A 21,045-nucleotide genomic window follows, 5' to 3' on the forward strand; every position below is an offset into this window, starting at 1 on the left:
AATGTCCTAGTCAGAAAAGTTATCGTCAAAAGTGACAAATGATGGGCGGTTCAAGTTGTTTGACTTCGTGTACACCACCGCATTAACCCTACCTAAATTAGTAGCAAAGCTAGATTGGCTCGCTATGTTAACGGTACTCCCAAGGGCCATTGCCGATATAGAAATTAGGGTGTCATTTTTGGTTTCGAAAATTTGGCTAATGACGTCAGGAAGTGCTTGTTTGAAGTGGTTAAGTGCTTTTTTATAACCGTTTATACCCTCTTCAACAGAACTCAACGACCTTGCAGAAGCTTGGCTTTGTATGAAATCTAAACGACCGATGATTTCACTGTTTAGCTCATCGATGTATGAACAGATTTGATTGTTTATCAACGTCCATAAAACAAACTGCAAATACTTCACAGTATTCCCAGTCCCTAAAAAGCGAAGCTTCGCTAATAATTCATAGGGAGGCTCAAACACATCAGCTTGATATAAGACTCTCAATATATCGCCATTTTCGTGCACTTGCTCCAAGAGCAGTTCAACTAAAGGTTCATATTTCTCTAGCGCAGTAGTATCAGTTTGGATGTGATAAAGTGCCGAAACATAAGCATCAGAAAAATCTTTAGAGTGATTTTGACTAATCGCATAAGGAGACGATATACGGCTTTGCTCTAACACAATATCTTTAAAGTCATCATCACTGAAGGATGCGGACATCAATATCCCCCAGTCATTAGCAACCCCAACACGATCCTCCCAAAATGGCGAGCGGCGACCTGCGACAAACGTACAAAAATCATTCGGATCAGGGTAAGTTTCCGTCACAATATTTTCAGCTAAAGATTGGTTCGGCGTATAAGAGTCTTGAGTTTCGCTGAGCACTAACTTGCATTCTTTTAGAGCGAGACCATTAACAGTTGCTTTTCCGCTAGAATCCAGCGCTCCACTCCCAATGACAGCACCTGAAGGTTCGACTAAAGAAAATTGTGCATTAGAGTAAGGGAGCCCATTTGGATATTTGCATTCTATATCCAACGTATACGTCCCTTCCTGATCTTCCGTAACAGAAACCGATGGGTTTTGTGCCCCACCCAAACACATGGTGTTGGCTTTGTTCATGGTCATTTGATCGGACAGGCGACATACGCCCTTACCTTCAAATTTAACCGTTGGTGAGGCTGAAATGAATTTTGCTTCAGCTTCTATCGTGCCAGAGGAAACGCCTTTTCTGTCACCGCCCGCATCGCCGGTACTTTTTGAGAACGTACTGCCCTTGATAGCGACACTGTTACCGCCATCCATAGAGACTGTCGTAGTCCCACCAGCAAGGTCTGCTGATTTAGCATTGTTGCCATAAGGGATAGGGACGACTGGCTTGCCGACCTTAGTTAAACAAACATCTGGGAGCGTTGCATTCGCTTCACCACCTGAGCCTTTATGAACTATCGAAAGTCCATTCGCACCAACTGTTACGCCCATAACCAATCCATTTGAATTTTATTGATTGAATGATAAAAGAGATCGCAAACTGCAATCTCTCTAAATAACTAGTGAATTTCACTAAAAGACCAGTGATATTCACAATAAGCCCTAAAACTGGCAGAAGATCTCATTTTAGATCTCTGGTTATCTATACATTTCAAGCAGTTGCTGAAATTTTAAGTCTATGACGATGTAGGTTGCCGCATACATAAGCACAAACGTCATCGCACTAAGACTTAAGATCAGCTTGGGTGAAATTACCCTTTTTAACGGCTTCTTTAGATATTTAGCTTTAAGGTTGATTAAAGAAACTTTTTCTTGTTCTGCTAGGCGGTCATCTCGCACTAATCGATAAATGGTGCTGCCAATTTCCGCTAACTTTTCGTTGCCACGCTCTTCACGGCCGTACTTGCCTTGGAAACCAAGTTGAAGCAATAAATAGAGAAACTCTATAACGTGACGGTATTTGCGAGGGTCGGCTTTTAAGCGGTCGAGAATAACGAAGAACTTATCACCACCAGACGTTTCATTATGGAATTCAGACAGTAAGCTGTTCTGGCTCCAGTGACTATTTGCCCCCCATTCTTGCCGACAAACAGATTCATCAATCGCCGCACACAAGCAGTAACGAATTACAAGAACCGAAGCACGATCGAGCTCCATTTCATTAAGTTTTCGTTCGCCTTTTCGAATCTCACGTGCCACTTGTTCACGAAATGGCATCGGGTCATCAAGCCAAGGGATCGAAGACATACAAGACAGACTGGCGATCAACCATGAGAACTGGTCCACTAGCGGGTTAATACCCATGTTATCGATAGATAGATCTTGTACTGCGATGTTTCTCGACAAGTCAGGCGCTGGCATTACCTCCATTGGTTTGCCAGGCTCTGGTTGGAATAAGACTACGGTGACGTCGGTTTCTGCGTAACTCATAGACGAACGGCCCAAAGTTGCAATGATAAGTTAGCGAAATCGCCCGCAACGTGAATCGCAATCGCAGCAGTGTTCTTCAATGCCATCCACTCTTCGCCCGTTTTATCGAGCTCGAAATAGGTGTAGCCAGCGTGATACGGCAGCGCACGTGGCACTACTGGCATTGGTTTGATCTCAATCCCAGGCAGTTGAAGGTTAATCAAGTCACGTATGTTATCGATAGAACCGATCTTCGTTTGGCTGACAAACTGGGTATGCAGGACATCCAAGGTCACGTCAGCTTTAACTGCGAGGATAAAGGTCGTCGTATCGATGATCTTATTGTCAGGGATTGCTGCCGTTCTGATGCCATAGTTCTGATCTTTTAAGGTCAGTGGAATTGCTCTTTGCTCAGACATCACGCTCAATGTCATTTTCGCACTGTCTAGGACGCGAGAAAGACAGCTAGTAAGATCACCATGATTGTACTTCGTAAACTCAATAGGTCGGCGTGTCGTTGAGCACAGCGTCGAAAGCTCACCTTCTGCCTGAAGAAGAATTCGATACAAAGACTCAGGATGCACAGCTTCTGTGCTGGCGAAATGCCAAAACAAGGGTTCGTATCGGTTGAGCGCTTGCAATAGCATAAAGTCAGAAACCGATGATACACCTTGTTGATCCACCACCCCTAATCGCTGAACTATCGATTCCGCGCGATGCTTCAACATAGAAGCAAACTCGGTCGCAAATTTACTCAGTACTGTCGACGCATGAATATCGATACAGGTAGGAATGAAACTATCATCTAAGATCACGCTGCCATCAGGCTTCACTTCTGAGATCTTTAAGATCGGAATAGACGTGTAAGCACTCTTATCTTCATGATCGTACATTAAGCAAAAGTTAAGCTTACCGACGACGATATTTGCCATGTCTTCCGAATCATAACAAGCGTCAACCGCTTCTTGAGATTCCATCGTATAGCGCGCACCGTCTTTTTTGGTACCAAACAACTCAGAACGTTCCGATGGTAACGGACAGCACAAATAAACGACTTTATCGGCAATAGAAGGATCTACATCTTTCACTTCAGGCAGCTCGGCAAGCAACGGAAGCTCAAATGGTGTCCGGTCTTGTAAAATACCTTCAGCACGAGTAATACCGATTTTACCCAGTGCTAGTAACTGAGAGTTGATTTCTAAACGTTTAATTCCCCAATGCAAAGGCGATGCATTGGCACTCAGTAGGCTCGATAGTTTACTTTGCGAACGATCGAGTTGTTGAAAATGCTGCGGCTTCATGAACATTCCATCTTGCCAAACAACTGGATTGTATAAAGACATGTTTCTATCCCTTAAAAGTAAACCTGTTCAATGCCGCGAGTGTTATCAGAAATTAACTCACTGCCCTCTAACTTGAGCTTGATGTAGTACTCGCTCTTCTCTTCAATAACTTCCACTTTTCGCCATGACGAACCATCAATATCACGAAAAGCCACTGAAAAACCGACGGCACGAGTGTCAGGGTCTAGCGTTAGCATTTCATGAACTTTTCCACCTGGCTGTATTTGATATTCGTAACGTTTGATGTACTCATCACCCAACGACGCTTTATCGCTCTCAAACAAGGCAAAGAAATCTAAGCTTCGGAACAATACTGGCGAACTTAATTCGTGAAGACGGAGAATAACTGGAGATGACTGGCCCCCATTTCTCACATTGAGTACAGGTGATGCCTCAATAACCAATTCAATCGACGAAGTTTCTGGTGTGATACCTGTGGACTCTTTAAATTGATCCCACATGGAACAACCGGACAACATGGCAAATCCGAGTAATACGGCGATACTACGCATGGTTTCCCTTAATCACTTTGTTATAGTTTTTCTTAATCAGCCCTTTTAAGGATGTTTCATTAAGCAGGCGACGATTATTAGTGTAGAAATCTAGGTATTCGGCCCACAGCTTTGACTTAGTTGAGAACAAAGACTGGCTAGCGACCCTGTTAGCAAATGCTACGGGATCGTTCGTTTCAGACTGTTCTAAAACGAGCTCATTCAGTGCTTTGTTAAACATAACTTGGTGGTCGTTCAGCTCATCGAGCATTTGTTCAACCAGTTCATTTGGAGCCAGTAATTGCTGACTATTCAAAGTGAGCATTAGCTCTGCAATGTTCGAGTTAGCCTCACTCGCACTCTGCTCATCCTTTAACGATTCCACTTCGTGCAACTCTTTCTGTAGGTTATCAATACATAAACGCAAGCAAGTGCCCATTTGCTTGAATAACTGCGCCTCGTTTGTCATCAACTCTGGATTTCGAATACCCAAACCATCAAAAAACGCTTGCGCTATATCTTGAGAGCAAACGGCCGCATCAGTATCGACTTGTGCTTTCGTCGTACTGTTTATCGCGTGCTCTGCCGTAGGTATTTGAAGTTGCTGATTAGTGTTAGGAGAAGGCGTAAAAGATTGGGTCATCTCTTCCCATTTTGACCCTGTGTTAGCCTGCTCTACGACCATCTCAGTAACATTAGGCGTACGATGTTGTCTTTGAATCGTGCTATCTGGGGCTACCGTGCCAGGTTGCATCACCTCAGCTGAGGCAATATCGGCTCTATGTGCCTTACCGCTTTCTGGCGCTAATGCATCATTGACTGATGCGTTACTCTTGGTTTCCGCAGCCATCCAGTCTTCAGGGATTAGGCTTGGCTGATCGAATTCGGAATATATACTGAAACTGTCATCGACCACCTGACGCGTGCTTTCCACGGTTCTAGGTTGTTCAGATTCTGTACGCTCATTATCACGAATTAAGTAATCGTCATCTCGCTGCATCGAAAAGTTAAGGTGAGCAACAGGATCATGACAATCAATGTCATCCTGTTTAGTCTCCATAAACAAATCTTCTAAGGCACCGACTTTTTCTTCCTCTTCGACAACCGCATCTCCTAGACTAACCAGAGGATCGCTAGATACTCGCTCAGGAGCAATATCAGCGGCGATGTCTAGTGTTGAGGTAACGTGCTCAAGAGAAACACCAATCTCATATTGCCCTAAAGAAATGATGTCGCCATCAACTATCGCAACGGGTTGATTTTTTAGTATTTTATTCCCATTTACCATTGTGCCATTAGTTGATACGTCACTTATATAGTAGGTATCTCCATACACGCTGAGCAAACAATGAGTGCCCGATATAAAGCGGTTGTGATCGGCTAAAGACACGCTACAGCTTGGGGAACGACCTATCGAACCACCACTTTCAGGCATTTCAATATGCTTTGCACCAGTGTATTCCTCTGGACACTTTGAGATAAATAAAACTAGCTGATTTGAGTACATTTACGAACCTCAAAAGAGCAAAGAAACTGATAGTTCAAGCCCACCAATTCCATCATTTACAACCGGAAGGATATAAGAGGCCTGCGGGATAATTTGTATATGGGCGTCAGGATTACTGCCTAACTTTATAGCAGTACCAAGGGTCACAACCGCACCTAACTCAAACTGGTCGATATCTTCAACACTCTCATAACGATAGCCCTCTTGGTCTACTTGCCAACGATTAGAATATTGCGAGTAACCGACAGACAAGCCCGCACCAACATATGGCGTGAAAACACTCCAAGAAGTCAACGCATATTGAGGAACAACACGAAGTTCATAGTTCGTCGCTTCTTGATATAAGCCGTTTGCTGGCGCTTCAATATCTTCTGCTAGATAGTTTAGCCCTAACCACCAACGCCAACGGTTATTGTTTTCATCAATAGGACGAGTATGAACCAAGCCGAACCTAAGCGTATCCTGCTCACCACTTTTACCTTCATCGTATTTAATGCTATCGATAGTCAACATACTGGTAGAGAGTCCATATCGCTCCCCTTTTGCCATTGCAACAGAAGAAAATAGACACATGGCTGAAATCAGCCCAATTTGACTTGGTTTTAGCATTTCGTCCCTCTAGGAAAACCGATATTCTACTTAGAGGCGAAAGATATCAATTATATTCTCTTTTTCAATAAGCCTAAAAAAACACCTATAATTTAATACATTTCAACTATCAGGTTGGTTGTTTTACCTACAAACAAAAACTAAAGAACCGACTACAGATTAAGTGACGAGACAGTAAATCTTTCTATTTAAATAGAAGTAACAGAATTTGATTGCTAATTGAACAAAACGTAATCTCCGATAACAATTTAGTTACTTTTTAATCAACGTTCTCATCTTCATATATAAGTTTCTTCTTATAAATAGACTTAACTATTGATATTAATATTATGAACAAAGATCACACTAAAAGTAATTTAATTTCTTTTAATGAATTTTTATTATCTAATCCGCTTATTTTGTCTATAGAATTGCGGCAGATGTGCACTGCTTATAATTTAATATAACAGTAGTGAAATCCTATATAACTTAATACTTCTATATGATCAGTTGGAACTTTCCTTATGTTTTTTACCGACTTCGCTCGAAGACCAATCGATGAAAATAACCCAAGCGGCTCTAATCCTAATGGTTCTGAGGATTTTGACGAAATTAAACGTCAAATAAACAACCTGAATAAAGTCACAGGGAGAGTCTCGTGGAAAACGGTTCAAACACTCTCAAAAAAGATCTTGAGTACCCAAGCGAAAGACCTACGTTGTTGCTGTTACTTTACCGTTGCATCAACCTATAACGACGGCTTAAGAGGCCTTGTTGAAGGGTTAAACTCAATACTTGATGTGTGTGTCGTATATTGGTTCAACGCGTATCCAGAGCATTCAAAGTCAAAGGCACGAATGAGCGCTATTGAATGGATGGTAGAGCATACTGAAAAACGAATTAATAAGCATCGGGCGTTACCAGAAGAGCTTCCATTGATAGAGGCAGCACATCAATTATGCTTGAGGATTGAGGAAGAGCTTCGTCTTCATTACGGTATTGAAGCGCCGTCATTAGGTCGCATTCGCCGTATTTTGAATCAATGGATTGAGCAGATAAAAGAACAACAGATTGCGGCTGAGTTACGCGAGAAAAAACAAGCCAACACTAGCGCTCCTGCAGCAACGCAGAAGGCACCTGAAATTAAAGTGAATGTGTCTCCCTCTCCAGCACCGGTGTCATCACCCAACCTAAATAGCCAAGAGAAAGCATCACCGGCAAAGTCTGGTCGATTTATGATCTACTTCGTTATTGGTTTGATTGTTACTGCGATATGTTCACATTTCATGTACGAGCAACAACGTTATCGAACATTGGAACAAAAAATTAATCAAGCTTCACTTAATGAACTTGTAAATTTGGTCGCCTCGTTAGATTACGAAAATAAAAAATATGCTCAGTCATTGAAAACGCAGGCCATTAATCGTGTCGATATTATGATGAATAACTGGTTTTTAGACTCGGCAAAAGTAAGTAACGTCAGCGAGCTCGATAGCTTGACCAATGAATTAATCGCGATCTATCCGGATTCGTCTTCTGCACAGCAACTACGTCAAAACTTTTTGACACAGAGCGCCCATTTAGAAGACCAGTTTATGGATGTTTATAAGCGATTCTCAGACGCAAGAACGGTGTTTGCCAACGTAGCTAGACAGAATGTAGATAAGAACTCTGAAAAGGCGTACGAATACAGTAACTCGTTATTCCCGCTTTTAGGTCGTATTGAATACGCTGAAAAGTATTCACAGCAAAAGGAAATTGACCGCGCAACCCTTTTACTGAACATCTACCTATATAAATTGAGTCAGCTACAAGCTGAAAAAACTGACAATAAATAACAATACAATTAAAGAAGTTTTAGGCTTATGTTCAAACAAAAACTGTTTAGAAATCCAGTGGTGATTTCTACTATATTGATGTTTTTAGTGGTTGCAATTATCACCACTATTTATCTGCTTTTTCTTGACGAAATCGATCAACTTTATCTTTGGCTGACCCTTGGTGCTATCGCCATTGTTTACGTCACTTTTCAATTCACATTATGGTTGAAGAAAAAGAACAACGCTAAAGCTCAACATTTGGAAACCGAGGAAGAAGCACTTTCTATGGTTATCCAGCCTCTTCTTGCTAACTCAGGCAAGAAACCAATTTACCTGATGCTTGGTAATAAAGGGTCAGGGCGACGTCAATTTTTATTTAATTCTAGTGCAATCAAACCGATGGATCGCACTAGAACCGCTAAGAATGACTTTTTTGAATGGTACGAATCTGACAGCGCTGTATACATCAAACCAGACCAACGTTTAGTGTTCCAGGAAGTATCAAGCAGTGATGCTTCTTTATGGAATACGTTCATTGAAGAAGTTATTCATCATCGACCTCGAAAGCCATTTTCTGGGTGTCTATTCTTCACCGATTTCGAGTTCATGATCGTCTCTGAGCCAGAGCAAAAAGAGTACACCATTTCGTCGTTATTGGCGCGCTTGAGTACCATCAACTCTAAAACGTCTTCAGCATTGCCAATCTATTTGATTATGTCAAAGCTAGACAAGTTAGATGGCTTTAAAGAATACATGCACTTTAGCTCTCTCAAGACACGTGTTGAGTTCCTCTCTATCCCACTAAAAGAAGCCAAAGGTGTATTTGCAGAGTACTACCGCGATAGCTATCGAAATCTAGTGAGAGTGCTTGAAAGTAATGCGCTAGATGCATCCGCTAATTCAACGGACATTGATGAGAAACAAGCAATACTCGCTTTCCCTAAGCAGTTTGAGCTATGTCAGTCTGAAGTCAGCTATGTGCTTGAGCGTCTATGTGATGTTAACAACGGTGTCTATTCACTAGACATCCGTGAGATTTTCTTTAGTTCGAGTCTGCAAGGCGGTCGCAAGTACAATTTACTTGCAAAAAGTTGTAGTAATTACTTCAACTTACCTATTATCGCGTCAGAGCATACTCAGTTAACAGAAACGCCTTATTTCTCTCGCTTTCTGATTGATTCACAAATATTGCCGGAAAGCGACTTTGCGGGCGAAAACAAGACGTATCTTCGTCTAATTCAGAGACAAAGCCGTTTGGCAATACTCGGCTCTATTATCCTGCTTACTGGGGGCAGTTACTTCTTTTTCACGACATTAGACAGTAACTTACACGTGATGAATCAACTCTTGAGTATCGATGACAAATCACAAGTGGAGCAAGATGCAAGATTCAATGAGCTTTTAGCGAAGGCGACGAAAGCAATAGAGCCTTCTTATGGGGCGTGGCTTAAAGGTTCTAAGGCTTTGGATGAAGAGATATTACCACTCAACATTAGCCGTTTGGATCAAAGCACTCGCATCGCTTACGAAGCATTACTTAAGGACGTTGCTCAACAGTTGATACCTCTCATTGAGAAAGGCTACCGTCTACAACTGACACAAAATCAAAACACTTTTACACGCGCTTTACCTCTATTGAAGGGGTATCTAATGCTAAACGATCCAACAAAGCGTGATATCCGTTTTTTGCGTCATCAAACTCTCCAAATGATGAACGATTTGAGCAACCAAAGTGACGTCGTCAATCAAGCGATGCGCTATTTGGATGCTTACTTTCGCACGCAGTTTGAGCCAATTGATATCAATATGGATCTTGTTCGCGCAACACGTCGCTCATTGCTAGCAAATTCGAATGTTGATCTCGTTTATGCAGGCATTTTAAACGAAGCAAATTCGATTGATTTAGGAACCCTAGATCTGCAACGAGCTGTGGGTTTTGAGTTTAGCAATGTATTCAACACACCAATAGATAGTGAACGCTTGATCGTAGATAAGATCTATACCTCCACTGGTTTTAGCACTTTTTATCGACCACGCGTGGACCTAATGTCACAACAAGTCATCAGTGACAACTGGGTTTTAGGTCTGTCACAACACGTTATTCCTACTAGTGAAGAACAAGAAGCCTTCAAAGAGGAAGTACGTAAAAAATATACTGACGACTACATCAGTAATTGGCGCAATGCGCTGAGTGAACTAAAAGTCCAGAACTATGACAATGTCGGCGACCTAACGAACGCGATAGACTTAATCTCGGGCCCTTCTTCACCAATGACAACCGTACTGAAGCAGGTCTATGCCAACACACAATTTTCACCCGTTGGTGAAAAAAATGCTCTGATTTCAAAGCTAGACCCAAAACTCGTGGCAGCGGCAGACTCCGCATCAGACGCAGTAGAGGAAGTAGTTAAGCCTGATTACTTGTTGATGAAACGTGTTGAACAAGCTTTTCACTTATTAAACCAACTTCAGGTCAGTGAAACACCAAACTCCCCTACTCCTTGGGATGAGACCGTAACAGCGTTAAGCCGTGTTCGCACATATATGAAAGACATCGCTGATGCACCTGACCCGCAAATGGCGGCGCTAACGGCAGCTCAGCATCGAATGAACAGCAGTGAAGCTGACCCATTAATCAAACTTAAACAGATTGCCCAAAAATCACCGGAACCCGTTCGTAGCTGGTTGTTAGATGTGGTTCAACAAAGCTGGTCAGTCATGATTAAAGAGTCCGCTAAAGGCATTCAAACCCAATGGTACAGCGAGATTTACACCAAGTTTAAAGAGATAGGGCTAGGACGATACCCATTTGATCTAACAGCGACCGAGGAAATCTCAATTGAAGATTTTGAATTGCTGTTTGCTTCCGGTGGTTTGTTAGACACATTTATTCAGAAAAATTTTGCACCGTTCTACGATACCAATTTATGGACGCCAAAACAGGTGGATGGCGAGACGATGCCAATCTCTCCGGCTCTGGTAGTGCAACTGCGTAACTATAACGTTATTCGAGACACATTAATTAATAAAAGCACTAACCGCGTTCATATTCCGTTTAGTGCAAGAGTACTCGATCTTGATTCTAGTGCGATTAGAGCGAGCTTAAAAATTGCAGATACCAATATAAGTTACTACCACGGTCCAAGCCGCATTCGTGAAATGGCATGGCCACCGCAAAATGGTGACTTCAATATTAGTATCACACTCCAGGATGTAACCGATGAAGGCAGACAGCACGTTTTAAATAAGAGTGGTCAATGGGCGATATACAGATTGCTAGGTGACTCGACCTTGACAAACACTCATAACGGCAGCTTTGTCAGTGACATAAAAGTGTCAGGGAGGGACTTGAGCTTACGCATCACTCCGTTGACACAGAAAAACCCATTCACTCTTGCTGAGCTGTATAACTTTACGCTCCCTGAGTCGATTTAATAACAATATAAAAACAAAATAGGCAGAACACATGATTTCAAACATGACTTTACAAGGTTTAGATAAATTAGATCGAAAAATACTTTCAAGTCTATTGTCGAATGGGCGAGAGTCGATTGCGAATCTATCCCGAAACATTGGTTTGTCTCGAACAGCAGTAGCAGAAAGAATTAATCGTTTAGAAAAGACCGGTATTATCAAAGGCTATACCGCACAGATTCGTGTAGAAAATGAAGGGCGAAAAGCCGCTAGTTATCTACTGATCTCTTGTGAAAAGGGTAAGAAGAATGATGTAACGAATGCACTTAAAGAAATCCCTGAGGTTCGCTTAACGAGCGTTGTTGGTGGCAACTTTGATATTATTGCCCTAATTGAAGCGCCCGACCTGCAGTCTATTCATCATCTTTGTAATGAAATTGAATCATTTAACGGCATTCAAAGGCTTGATACTACCGTTGTACTGCACCAGCCGATCAGTCGTTAAGCTTTTCTGACCTCTTCGAGGAAAACATAAAGGGCCGCTCGTTGAGCGGCTTTCTTATATGCTTCCGATAAGTCGAATTTTGGCGTCTTTATCACCTGGGTTGCCAAGCCAGAACGTTTGACCTAGTTGGTTCCCTTCTCCATTACCCAGTTTGTTTTCTGGAATACTGTCTAAGTTAACTGTCAACTTTAGGTCCCACGACATTGGGTCACGCAGAATAAAGCGCATCAAGCCCACCAGCGTCTTATGTAACTCACCATCGTAGGAAAACTGCTTAAACGTTTCAAAATCAATGTTGTCGATACACAAGTTAAACTTGCCGTTCAAATCCGCAATGCTTTGTCCCAAGTGTAAGCTTTGCCCCAATACACAATTGGAGCGGTTGAGTTTGTTACGCTGGCTTTCAGCGATTTCTACGCGTCTATAAACCCATTCTTCGATTCGCACATTCGGCAGTGAAAAGTAGTGCGAAACAATACCGGAAATAAGCTTAGGTGAACGTGTACGCGTAGATAACTGGTTCACGTAAGACAGAACCTTCGCTCGATCTAACTCCGCGACTTCGCAATCTTGCATAACGCTAGAAAGACCAGCCAAATGCAGTATGCGCCCAGAAAACGCATCGCTTGCCCCGCTTTTGTACTGCACGTGATATCGGTATTTCTTCCAAACACGATACAGTAAGCTTGTATAGCGGTTGTGGAAAAAGTCGAAGAAGTCCTTCACTGGGTTATCATCGGGATCACGACCGACGAGTTTCTCAGTGTAAGACGCAGGTAGGGGCGAGCTTGAACCATGCAAGCCAAGAAAGTTCGTCTCAATACGTGAATATTGCTGTCCGTTTCTTTCCATATGAGTAATAAAGTCCATATCACTCTTTGGAAAGCACAGGTTTGGCGACACGCTGAACTCAATTCGCTCTTTGTGAAAGTATTTGTTCTCGCCCACGGCAACAAAATTTGAGTTTGGCTCCAGCTGGTAGTGTTTCTCTAACAGCAACACCGCTTGGTAGAAACTAAACTCATTCGACTTATCAGAAAGTGTGTTAATCATAGTATCGTCTGCTGCCCGATTAGGCTTGCCCAGTTGTAAACCTCGCCCGTCGCTTCATCGAACACCTCTAGCTCGGTAAAGGAGTTCACACTCGAATACAAACGGATAAATTCATTCAATACCGTGGCCATAAGGAACATATCGCCTTCATTTACGAAGAACTTAGAGTCCGTCACGAGCTTGAATTGGTTACCACGCACAGATACACCACGAAATACGCGATCGATTGGTTTCATCTCTGAAGAAATAATGCCATCAAGTCGATGAATCGACGCGCGGTGGGCTTGTCTATCGACTCGAGAGTGGAAGTCGTAAGTCGAGAGCAACACTTTCAACACATCGATATTGGCCAAAGACAAGTAGTTGAGCGACATGTTGGCAATCAACTGCCATTGAAGTTCACCATTAACTTGAGGACTTACTGACTGTGTTGGCTTAGTAATGTTTTTAAACGTCGCATACGTTGGCGATTTGTGCGTCGCGTACGTGATATCTCCTACTGACAGGCGCTCCGCTAAGTCCGCGTTACTGCATTGCAGTTTCATCAATACTGTTTCAGTCCCTAAATCCGCGATGTCGCCATTGTGAGTATGGAATGAGATATAGCGCTCTAACCCTCTTCCGCTTACTCGCTCACCTACTTTGGATTTGTAGAACTCTCGCTTATCACGTTGGTTGATTTGGTGCTCAAACGATTCAAATTCAATCAGTGGTTTTCGGCGACGCTCGTCTTTACTCCAGCTCTCCACTTGCTCAATGGAATAAACCTCGTAATGCTCTTGAGTGTTACTTTGTGGACGCACCTTGTACTCGTTTCGTCGATGCTCTAAACGGATTGGATCGCCGTCTTTTTCAAACAAGTTAACGGCAGGTGTGCAGTGCAACCTTAAGTGTTTATCTTTAAGCACCACCTCTGAAGGCAAAGCACGCTTAAAGTGGAATTTGATTTTGACCGTACTGCGCTGTGGAATGCCTTTTAGCCACTCTAAGCCTTTAATGTCGAAGAACATGAACTTATCTGGCAAAGAGAAGAATTCTTGCAGCAAACGGTAGCCTGCAAAGGAATTTTTGCTGTAAGGCAACAGCGCCTCGTCCTCTTCATGCCCGACTGGCTTAACGTATTCTGGCCCTAAACGATGTTTGTAGCCGCCACCAACATCCAACTCGACGTAATCTAGATAACGGAACAGCCATAAGAAGACAGTGCGAGTAATATGAATCTCACCATGCAGGTGCAATCGCAGCGTGTCTAAACCTATCCGAGACAGCTCAAGGCCATGCTCCGTCGATAACGTCACATCAATCATCGAACTGGTGCGGCTGTTAGTTTGTTCAATGTTAGTAATCGTAATTGGGTATAGATTGACGTCATAACAAGTACGGAACAAACACTGCGTGCCTTCTACCTGCTCGCTGGCCATTTCCGCACCACGTTTCACCACGGTTTTCTCAGTAACACTTCCGGTATGCGGTTTTAGTTCGCTAATGCACAAAGACGGGATCGAACGCATGTAATGTGGCCACAGCAAAGTCATCAGAGATTGCGTTAGCTCAGGAAGTTCATCGTCAATCTTTTCGCGGATGCGTCCGGTCAAAAAAGCAAAACCTTCCAGCAATCGTTCGACATCTGGATCAAAAGTTCCTTCAGAGAGAAAGTGAGTTAACTTCGGATGATATTTGGCAAACTCACTACCCGACTCGCGTAAATACGTGAGTTCATCTTGAAAGTATTTACTGTTACTCAAGTGGCACCTACTAAACGTTAAATTGGCCGTCGGTTCCCATGTAGACATCGATCGACATTGGGACTTTACCGCCGTTATGGGAAACTTCGCCGCGAATACCAAAGCCGAGTTGTAATGGATTATGGTGGTCTTCACGGTAATGAACCTCGACATTAAACAGTCGGGGCTCAAAGCGTTCTATGGTTGACGTAATGTTTTTTTGAATATGGCGAACGAGGTTTGTGTTGTTAGAAAGTACGTCGTTAAAATCTGGCAGACCATACTCATTGTCGATCATTGCGTTGCCGGAATGCGTATTCAACAAGTCAGCGAGATGCGAGTGAATGGATTCAATCAAATGCTTATGAGACACCACTTTCTCGTAGCAGTTTTTTGGTTCTCCTAGCTCGATCCGCTCTAAAAGACGGTAACCTTTTTCCATATGCGGTCCTACGAAAAAAGCAGCCAGTCTTCACTGGCTGCTTGATGGTTTCAGTAATGGGTTATTGGTCTAGCTTACCAACTAGAGACAAGTCGAAGCTTGCGCCCATGTACTTGAAGTGAGGACGTACAGACATCGATACTTTGTACCAACCTGGATCGCCTTCTACGTCTGATACCTCTACCTTCGCAGCGCGAAGTGGACGACGACCACGGACTTCCGCTGGCGGGTTCTCCTGGTCAGAAACGTATTGACGGATCCACTTGTTCAATTCGATTTCTAGGTCAGAACGCTCTTTCCAAGAACCAATTTGCTCACGCTGTAGAACTTTTATGTAGTGCGCTAAACGGTTGATAATGAACATGTAAGGAAGCTGAGTACCTAGCTTGTAGTTCATCTCGGCTTGTTTGCCTTCAGGCGTGTTCGCAAACACTTTTGGTTTTTGAACAGAGTTTGCAGAGAAGAACGCCGCGTTGTCAGAACCTTTACGCATGGTTAGCGCAATGAAACCTTCTTCTGCTAGCTCATACTCACGACGGTCAGAAACCAGGATCTCGGTTGGGATCTTAGTCTCGATTTGACCCATAGCTTCAAAGTTGTAAACCGGTAGATCTTGTACAGTACCACCGCTTTGAGGACCAATAATGTTCGGACACCAACGGTACTTAGCAAATGATTCACTGATCTTGGACGCCATCGCGTACGCTGAGTTGCCCCATAGGTAGTTATCATGGCTGTCTGTCACTTGCTCATCGTAGTCAAACGCCTTGATTGGGTTATCTTCAACAGAGTAAGGCGTACGTAACATAAAGCGAGACGTACATAGACCTAAATAACGTGCATCTTCGTGCTCACGCAGACCACGCCATTTCGCATACTGTGGACCTTCGAATACAGACTTAAGATCTTTTAGGTTTGGCAGCTCTTCGTAGCTGTCTAGACCAAAGAATTTAGCCGATGCAGACGTGATGAATGGTGCGTGAGACATTGCACCTACGTTCGCCATATATTCCATCAGTTTGATGTCAGGCGACGAAGCAGACATAGCGTAATCACAAATGACGGCGCCAACAGGTTTACCACCGAACTGGCCGTATTCACGTGTGTAGATTTGCTTGTACAGGCCAGACTTCACCACCTCTGGAGCGTCTTCGAAGTCATCAAGAACTTCGTCTTTCTTCGCAGAGATCAGTTCGATTTGAATGTTCTCGCGGAAGTCAGTGTGATCAACCAGGTACTTAAGGCCACGCCACGTTGATTCAATCGCTTGAACTTCTTCGTTATGAAGAATTGCATCAACTTGCTTAGACAATTTTTGGTCGATTTCAGAGATCATCAGATCAACCAGAGATTGGTCGACTTTCTCTGTGTTCGAACTGCTTAGTAGCTCACTGATGAATGCTTCTACGCCGCGTTTTGCAACGTCAAAACCTTCATCACTTGGCTTTAAACGTGTTTCGTTAAGAATGCTATCCAGAAGTGAGCCTGATTCAACTAAGGCTGCTTCTTGTTCTGGCGCTTGTGCTTCTGCAGACATGATATCCCTTACTCTTCTTTCGCGTCTTGGTCGTTGCCAATGCTTAGTTCATCCAACAGTTTCTTTCTCGCTTCTTCATCTTGAAGAACCGATGCGATCTTCTTACGGAACGCAGGAACATTTCCTAGAGGACCTTTAAGTGCAACCAAGGCTTCGCGAAGCTCAAGTAGGCTGTTTAGTTCAGGTACACTTTTCGCGATCGCTTCAGGTGAGAAGTCCTTCATGTTTTGGAACGTCAGATCAACACCAATCTGGCCGCCTTCTTCATCAGAAAGACGGTTTTCAACGTTGACTTTAACGTTTGGAGACATGCCCTCTAGCACTTCGTTAAAGTTGTCTTTGTCGATGTTAATTGGAGTACGTTCTTCAATTGGTGTCTCATCTGCACGCGCAGTAAAGTCGCCAACTACCATCATGCTTAGCGGCAGCTCTACGTCTTCTTGCGTATCGCCAGTTGCTGGAACATAACGGATATTAATTCGCTCTTTAGGAGCCACCGAGCCGTCACGTGACATAATTCGTTCCTTATCTAACTCTTTAATTAGTCGTAAATTGCTTTCCACTCTTCATACTTCTCAGGTAGAAGATCCTTGCTTCCAAATAACCGATGGAGTGTTTTTCGAATTAGGTCTTCTAACTGTGACGATAAGTGGGGTTCCCAGCTCGCGAGATTAAACGCTTTTTGTACTTCCCACCCCTTCTCAAGATACGGCAAACACAACGGGTATAATCCAACAGACTGGTAAGCTGCTATCAATTGTAAATACAGCATGAACTGCCCTCGTCCCGAGCTATCCAGCTCAAGTTTGTGGGCAAGCTCTGCGGCACATTCCCCTAGATTTTCTAGAGTGATATCCTCCATTGGCAGCGAGTCTTCCTGCGAAATCACAACCGTTTGAACAACGGGTTGAGAAGTCGAAGAAGTAGTATCTTGAGTCGATAACCAGCTCAAGGTCGCTTCATCTGCAAATGGTATAGAATTCTTAAATGAGAGGTGCTCGATGCCCTCTAGCGATTCAACAAAACGCGTCACTTCTTGTTTCACAGCAAGCGCTGCATCATCAAAGCCCAAGTTATTAAGCATCGAATACACGAAGTAATGGCCCGTCAGCCAAAACGGCGCATCCGTTAATGTGCGCTCCAAACGCTTAATGGTGTCGATGTCGCTTTCTTGTTCAGCTTTATCTCGGTATTCCGCTTGTTGATCGGACGACACTGCCAAGCTCAAAGGCGTTTGATTATTTTGGTGGTCGGGTAGACCATCAATGTCATCCCAAGTCAGATGACGATAAATCCGGTAAGCCAGCGGATCACTTGGGTTCGCATGAAGCATGACTTCCGCAACCTTCTTCAAGGTGCGCTTAGAAGCCGTAGGCGAAGAGAAGTCCGTATCGACATCGACTTCTTTTGCTACCGCTTTCTTAACTGGCGCAGGTTTAGGGGCCGGCGGAACCGCCTTCACCGGTGCGGTTTGCACTTCATTCTGCGCTGGCGTTTCTTCGGCAGCAGACTGCGTAGCTGGTGCAGGCGCCGCTTGTTCAACGTTAACGACTGCATCATCGCTCTGCTCATCAGCCGCCGCTTGTTGAGATAAAACATTGAGTTGAGTGCGAATCTCAAAGAAATCCGCTTCTGAGTCTTGGTAAACCTCGTCGTACTGGCGCTGCACTTCTTCAATAGTCGAAATGCAGTTTGATACCAAATCCCATGACTGAGCGCTTTCCGCTAACTTGCTGCTGACCAGTTTAAACTGATGGTTCAACCATTCGACCGCGCCATCTCGACCCCGCTTTCGCGAAGGATACAATTCAACGCCAAAGCGACTTAACGCCTCACTAAGCAGCTTTAGACCTTGTTCAAAGCCTTGCAGACCAAACTCTTCTGTTAGCGCGCGAACGAGGTAACAAATGGCTTTTAAGTCTTTACTGTGGTGCTCTAGAACTTCAGTCGCGTGCGTTTTTACCACGCTCCAATCTACTGTTTCGCCAAACAAGGAACCGAATTTCTTCACTTCGGACTCCATCATTTCGTAGCAAAACTCGTAACGGGCATCGTTTCCCACTGGAGATTCATCAGAAATAGGATTAAGCAGACGATCGATATCAATGTTGGACAAAATTCACGTCTCCTTCAGTCAAGTAATCTCTCAACGCACGCGCTACCGCAATTGCGCCATTTGCTGGCTTAGATAATCGATGGCTCTGCTCAATCGCATCTGACGCCATGCTATCTAGAATTTTCGTGATTTCTGTAAATTTACTTGGTGCATTCCGTTCTAAATCGGCAAGGGATTCATGTAGCTTTTGTTTGTCGTAAACGGATTGCTCCATCACGGTGCTAAACAAAATAAATTCGCTTCTTGCGACGATTAAATCCTTTATTTTTTTGTCTAGTTCTGGCGTATTACCGAAGTAGGCTTTGGCTAATTCGGCTTCTTCAATTGCTTTGGTGTAAAAGTGCGCCTCTGCATGTTTATCGATGGAGTCATTAATATTTTCCATCACAGCCTTTGGTAAGATTTGGTTGTAGAAATAGGCTTGTGACTGGTTTAACAACCATGCCTCTTTCATTTCATTTTCTGCGAGCTTAGCTTCACCATCTAAAATTAAGCGAGCAATCTGCTTATCTCGACTGCCAGCTATGGCAGATACTTTCATGGAATCGATAGACGCGACATTTAACCCAGACATCACTTTAGTCAACGCCTCATCCGCATATGGAAACAGAGCACCGTCACGAACAAGGGTTTCTCGCAAGGTGACAAGCTCCTTACGTAATTCGACTAATGCCATTGGTAAGCCATCCGCTAACGATTGATACGACGTTAACTGAGCCTGTTTTTCTTCATATAAATTCGAGAGGCTTAACTGCTGAGCTTGATATGCTGTTCGATAAGCTACTGTCATATCAATACTCTGAGTAGCTTGAGACAATTCTTCTTTGATTTTCCATGGAGGCTGAGCCAAAAAAGAAGCCGTTTCAGAGGGCGTAATAACGTGAGTTACAGTAGTGACACCTCGGGAAAAAATGGCATCCAATTGATCTTTATTCTGTTGATATAAATAACTTCCTGCTGTTGCCAGCACACTCAACACTAAGCTCGCCTCTAATATTTTAAAGCGACCATACGCCGTTTTATCATTTGGCTTACAGTGTGTAAGCAGCAAGTCCGCGTTACGCAAGCTACTGAAAATTGGTGCGTTAGAATTTGAGCTAATTGATTGCGTATCGATTCGCGCTAACTGTTGAGCAAAAGAAATAGCGGTATAGCCATGCCCTCTTGGTTTGTTGATGACTTCTTTCAGCAATTTCCAAATATGAACCGGGATCAAAGCCGGACGCTTTCGGTCTTTTAACTGCTTATTCCAAGCATCACCAAATATTGAGCCTAAAAATAGATGTCCAGCGAGCAAAGCGAGAGAGTAAACATCATCTTGCGGTTCCGCGATGCCAGTTTCTATATAAAGAGGGGAAGCGTAGCTCAAGCTTGCCTCTGCGTATGGTTCTGTCTCTCCAATGTAACGAGCAGCGCCGAAATCAATGAGCTTAACGTAATCGCCTTCACTCACTAATACGTTAGATGGTTTAATATCAAGATGGCAGATACCTCTTGTATGCATAAACTCTAGAGCGCCAGCGAGTTGATACACCAACCAAGCGATGTGGTCGTGGCGGAAGCCTTTAGAAGAATGACGCTCCATTTTTTCTGCCAGTGATTCACCTTGGATCCACTCGTACATCAAATATGGGCGTTCGAATTCGTTGCCGATTTTTACAAAGTTAGCCACGCTAGGGTGTTGAGAAAGCTCCAGCCTGCTCGCTTCGTTAATCAACATTTTGCTCGCAAATTCTGGCGAGTCATCATTGATAACTTTGCAACAGATTTGCTTCTCTGGCTGCCCTTTTTTTGCAAGATGGTAAACCGTTGTCTTACCATTTTTAGAAGGAAGCTTGTCTAATACATCAAACTGTGAAAAAAGCACGTACTCAAGCTTCGGCTTATTTTTTTCTGCTAGCCTTTGCTCATTCAGTTTCTTTTTCTCAATAGCTTTAACAACCAACTGATCGATATATCCTTTGGCTGTACTCTGATTATTAGACACTTAGTACTCTTTCATAGAATAAATATTATTAGAGTTGAATAATATTTTCTTGAACGTACTTGTATCAAGGTTGGTATTTAAAACAAACAGTAAGCCTATTATTTTAGTTATTATTACTAACTTATTAGACCTTTTT

At 43.3% G+C, this 21,045-nt stretch carries 16 protein-coding genes; 3 read left to right on the forward strand and 13 right to left on the reverse strand.

The window, feature by feature from the left end:
• Positions 1–6: 6 nt before the first annotated feature.
• The 6 genes from R7Z10_RS04060 to R7Z10_RS04085 all read right to left on the reverse strand — a co-directional run bounded on the left by R7Z10_RS04060 (position 7) and on the right by R7Z10_RS04085 (position 6,332).
• Positions 7–1,464, reverse strand: coding sequence for a DUF4150 domain-containing protein (locus tag R7Z10_RS04060; RefSeq protein WP_318104047.1), 1,458 nt, complete (start codon positions 1,462–1,464; stop codon positions 7–9).
• A gap of 147 nt (positions 1,465–1,611) precedes the next feature.
• Entirely contained in the window at positions 1,612–2,403 is a 792-nt protein-coding gene (icmH, locus tag R7Z10_RS04065) for a type IVB secretion system protein IcmH/DotU (protein ID WP_258453783.1), read from the reverse strand.
• On the reverse strand, positions 2,400–3,725 hold the full coding sequence (gene tssK, locus R7Z10_RS04070; protein WP_005373357.1) for a type VI secretion system baseplate subunit TssK: 1,326 nt from the start codon (positions 3,723–3,725) through the stop codon (positions 2,400–2,402). Before tssK ends, icmH begins: the two co-directional genes overlap by 4 nt.
• Before the next feature lie 11 nt (positions 3,726–3,736).
• Positions 3,737–4,237, reverse strand: coding sequence for a type VI secretion system lipoprotein TssJ (gene tssJ, locus R7Z10_RS04075; protein WP_005386118.1), 501 nt, complete (start codon positions 4,235–4,237; stop codon positions 3,737–3,739).
• On the reverse strand, positions 4,230–5,723 hold the full coding sequence (locus R7Z10_RS04080; RefSeq protein WP_047101282.1) for a type VI secretion system-associated FHA domain protein: 1,494 nt from the start codon (positions 5,721–5,723) through the stop codon (positions 4,230–4,232). Before R7Z10_RS04080 ends, tssJ begins: the two co-directional genes overlap by 8 nt.
• Before the next feature lie 9 nt (positions 5,724–5,732).
• Positions 5,733–6,332 (reverse strand): hypothetical protein, encoded by a 600-nt coding sequence (locus tag R7Z10_RS04085; protein WP_017633753.1) that lies wholly within the window; start codon positions 6,330–6,332, stop codon positions 5,733–5,735.
• 503 nt (positions 6,333–6,835) lie between these two features.
• On the opposite strand from R7Z10_RS04085, the gene R7Z10_RS04090 reads away from it, so the two are divergent.
• The 3 genes from R7Z10_RS04090 to R7Z10_RS04100 are packed head-to-tail and all read left to right on the forward strand — an operon-like array spanning position 6,836 to position 12,050.
• On the forward strand, positions 6,836–8,149 hold the full coding sequence (locus R7Z10_RS04090) for a type VI secretion system ImpA family N-terminal domain-containing protein (RefSeq protein WP_005386112.1): 1,314 nt from the start codon (positions 6,836–6,838) through the stop codon (positions 8,147–8,149).
• A gap of 27 nt (positions 8,150–8,176) precedes the next feature.
• A complete protein-coding gene (tssM, locus tag R7Z10_RS04095; protein ID WP_318104050.1) occupies positions 8,177–11,566 on the forward strand; it encodes a type VI secretion system membrane subunit TssM in 3,390 nt (1,129 codons plus the stop codon).
• A 31-nt stretch (positions 11,567–11,597) separates the two neighbouring features.
• Positions 11,598–12,050, forward strand: a complete 453-nt coding sequence (locus tag R7Z10_RS04100; protein WP_005373369.1) for an Lrp/AsnC family transcriptional regulator — start codon at positions 11,598–11,600, stop codon at positions 12,048–12,050.
• A gap of 54 nt (positions 12,051–12,104) precedes the next feature.
• Here R7Z10_RS04100 and tssG read toward each other — a convergent pair whose 3' ends face one another.
• From tssG to R7Z10_RS04135, 7 genes are all read right to left on the reverse strand, one after another.
• The gene (gene tssG, locus R7Z10_RS04105) at positions 12,105–13,103 is read right to left on the reverse strand and encodes a type VI secretion system baseplate subunit TssG (protein WP_213897872.1); all 999 of its coding nucleotides are present in this window, start codon (positions 13,101–13,103) and stop codon (positions 12,105–12,107) included.
• Positions 13,100–14,848: a type VI secretion system baseplate subunit TssF gene (tssF, locus tag R7Z10_RS04110; protein WP_017633756.1), complete on the reverse strand. Its 1,749-nt coding sequence runs from the start codon at positions 14,846–14,848 to the stop codon at positions 13,100–13,102. Before tssF ends, tssG begins: the two co-directional genes overlap by 4 nt.
• Before the next feature lie 10 nt (positions 14,849–14,858).
• Positions 14,859–15,269 carry a type VI secretion system baseplate subunit TssE gene (gene tssE / locus R7Z10_RS04115; protein ID WP_033906409.1) on the reverse strand — a complete coding sequence of 137 codons (411 nt, stop codon included), beginning with the start codon at positions 15,267–15,269 and terminating at the stop codon, positions 14,859–14,861.
• Positions 15,270–15,330: 61 nt separating this feature from the next.
• Positions 15,331–16,806, reverse strand: a complete 1,476-nt coding sequence (gene tssC / locus R7Z10_RS04120) for a type VI secretion system contractile sheath large subunit (protein WP_005373378.1) — start codon at positions 16,804–16,806, stop codon at positions 15,331–15,333.
• A gap of 8 nt (positions 16,807–16,814) precedes the next feature.
• Positions 16,815–17,321 carry a type VI secretion system contractile sheath small subunit gene (tssB, locus tag R7Z10_RS04125; protein WP_005373381.1) on the reverse strand — a complete coding sequence of 169 codons (507 nt, stop codon included), beginning with the start codon at positions 17,319–17,321 and terminating at the stop codon, positions 16,815–16,817.
• A 26-nt stretch (positions 17,322–17,347) separates the two neighbouring features.
• Positions 17,348–18,922, reverse strand: coding sequence for a type VI secretion system protein TssA (tssA, locus tag R7Z10_RS04130; protein ID WP_033906408.1), 1,575 nt, complete (start codon positions 18,920–18,922; stop codon positions 17,348–17,350).
• The gene (locus R7Z10_RS04135) at positions 18,909–20,909 is read right to left on the reverse strand and encodes a protein kinase (protein ID WP_053307564.1); all 2,001 of its coding nucleotides are present in this window, start codon (positions 20,907–20,909) and stop codon (positions 18,909–18,911) included. Before R7Z10_RS04135 ends, tssA begins: the two co-directional genes overlap by 14 nt.
• Positions 20,910–21,045 lie beyond the last annotated feature (136 nt).

The organism is Vibrio sp. Vb1018, from assembly GCF_033338775.1.
Lineage (GTDB): Bacteria > Pseudomonadota > Gammaproteobacteria > Enterobacterales > Vibrionaceae > Vibrio > Vibrio alginolyticus.